This window comes from Borrelia hispanica CRI, assembly GCF_000500065.1.
In the GTDB taxonomy this organism is placed as follows: Bacteria; Spirochaetota; Spirochaetia; order Borreliales; family Borreliaceae; genus Borrelia; species Borrelia hispanica.
This window is the reverse complement of sequence record NZ_AYOU01000008.1, coordinates 1-1,900: the sequence shown is the minus strand read 5'-3', so window position 1 is coordinate 1,900 and position 1,900 is coordinate 1. Positions and strand designations below refer to the sequence as shown.

Annotated in this window: 3 protein-coding genes; 1 reads left to right on the top strand and 2 read right to left on the bottom strand. The window is 24.6% G+C overall.

The genetic code is table 11. From position 1 onward, the window contains the following. The first annotated feature begins 116 nt into the window (after positions 1–116). The gene (locus U880_RS0100130; protein ID WP_024654298.1) at positions 117–878 is read left to right on the top strand and encodes a site-specific integrase; all 762 of its coding nucleotides are present in this window, start codon (positions 117–119) and stop codon (positions 876–878) included. A gap of 281 nt (positions 879–1,159) precedes the next feature. Here the strand turns inward: U880_RS0100130 and U880_RS0100125 are convergent, their stop codons facing one another. Together U880_RS0100125 and U880_RS09590 are read right to left on the bottom strand one after the other, a co-directional pair. After that, positions 1,160–1,576 (bottom strand): DUF261 domain-containing protein, encoded by a 417-nt coding sequence (locus U880_RS0100125; protein WP_024654297.1) that lies wholly within the window; start codon positions 1,574–1,576, stop codon positions 1,160–1,162. A gap of 45 nt (positions 1,577–1,621) precedes the next feature. Then, on the bottom strand, positions 1,622–1,900 hold a 279-nt coding region (locus tag U880_RS09590; protein ID WP_024654296.1), incomplete at its 5' end, for a single-stranded DNA-binding protein.

Sequence of the window (1,900 nt, the reverse complement as noted above, 5' to 3'; positions counted from 1 at the left end):
GCCATTTTTAACATACAATGAAAGGCCCAAAAAATTGACTAAACTTATAAGTATTTGTTAAACTATTAATTAACCATTTTATAATTTTTAAAATCATTAGTTAATAAGTAAACTTTATGAATGATACTAACTTGAACTTATCTAACAAAGTTAATAAAACACTCAAAGACATAGTAAAAGAAAATGAAAATTTAAGCAAAGAATTGTCTTTAATTAAAAGTAAACTTAAAACTAAAAATACTAAACCCAAATCCACTCCTATAAGATTCTATCTAAATGAAAAGACAATAAAACTTGTAAAACGCTGCATCACAAAACTTCAATCTATAGACCCAATTTCTGGATGGTTCGTATACATATTATCAATAACTGGTTGTAGAGGAGTAGAGATACAAAATGTCAAACTTGCTGATATATCACAAGAAAAAAGCAATAATGATGAGGTATTTTATAGTTTACGTGTAAATGTTGCAAAGAAGCGAACCAGTATTTGCATCAGAGAAGTAGTAATTAGTGAAAATGAATATAAATCTATTATGAGAGTACATCACGATTATTTTATATCTAAAGGCAAAGACACAAGACGTACATATCTATTTCAAAAAAGCAAAAATAAATTTAAAGATAACAAAATTAATATAAATAAAATTGCAATTAAGTTTAAATTACTACTAAAATCAGCTGGATTTAAACATCGTAAATCACTACATATATGTAGAAATATATTTATTGCAACACTTAAAAGTAAAGGATACAATTCATTTGAAATTAAAGAATTAATGAAATATTCATCAACAACTGAAATAGATAATGTTTATGGACTTTCAAAAGCAAGTAAATTAAAAGCATATCATGATATTAAAGATGGTTTTAAATAATATTGTATATTTCATATATTGTTATATAATCTATGAAAACATAACATTAAATCAATATATTACTATAATAAAACTAACAAAAAGAAGTTACAATTCTCTTTGTTAGAATTTTTTATTTTAGAAATAAAGGTTAAAAATAGGTTAAAGGTAATTCAACACATAGCTATTATATAATCAAACTTAACAAAAATCAAGATTTGACATAATAAATAAGCATAAAAAAAAGGCATATAGCCTTTTAATAATAAATAATAATAATGGAGATAATATATTAGAGGAACTTATATTTTTCTAAATATACGCTTAGATTTAAGATGATATTCTTGCCCTCTATCCTTAAGATAAAGAGGATCATATAAAACTTCCGTATTATTTGTTGCCATAAAATGGGATCCTGCAATATTTTTTATATTAACTTCACTTATCTCAAATTCATCCTTTAAACATTTATAAGATTTATTTTCAATACGAACATCTCGTTTAATTCCAAAGAAACTTAAGATTCTACATGGATTTAAAATATAACAATTAGTCTTCATATAACCTAAACTAACAAATTGATAATAATTATTATTAATATCATTAAAGTCAAATTTGTTCTTTGTAAGTGATGATATGTAATAATGCAAAGATAAAAAGTAACAACCCCAACGTCTAATCTCTTCAACAAATCTTTTATCATTTTGTTGTAATTTCATATATCATTTAACCTCCTATATAATCCAAACCTCATTTATAAACTTCTAAAAAGGAATATCTTCATTGAATTCACAAGCAGAATCAGGAACAGGAGTAGGAGTAGGAGTAGGAATATCAACTTTAGGATTATGATACTTACTATCCCCACCAAACAATCTCAGTTGATCTACAAAAATAATGCTTTTAATTTTATTAACTTCACTATGTTTATCTTTATATTGCTCATGTCTCATAGATCCTTGCACAACAACTTGCTTGCCTTTAAGAAGAAAATGAAGAAGAGTTTCTGCTCGCTTACCAAATAATACACAATTAAAAAATTG

What these genes read in the sequence shown, in the direction of transcription:
- U880_RS0100125 (WP_024654297.1), bottom strand. Translation starts at nt 1,576, where the DNA reads ATGAAATTACAACAAAATGATAAAAGATTTGTTGAAGAGATTAGACGT.
- U880_RS0100130 (WP_024654298.1), top strand. Translation starts at nt 117, where the DNA reads ATGAATGATACTAACTTGAACTTATCTAACAAAGTTAATAAAACACTC.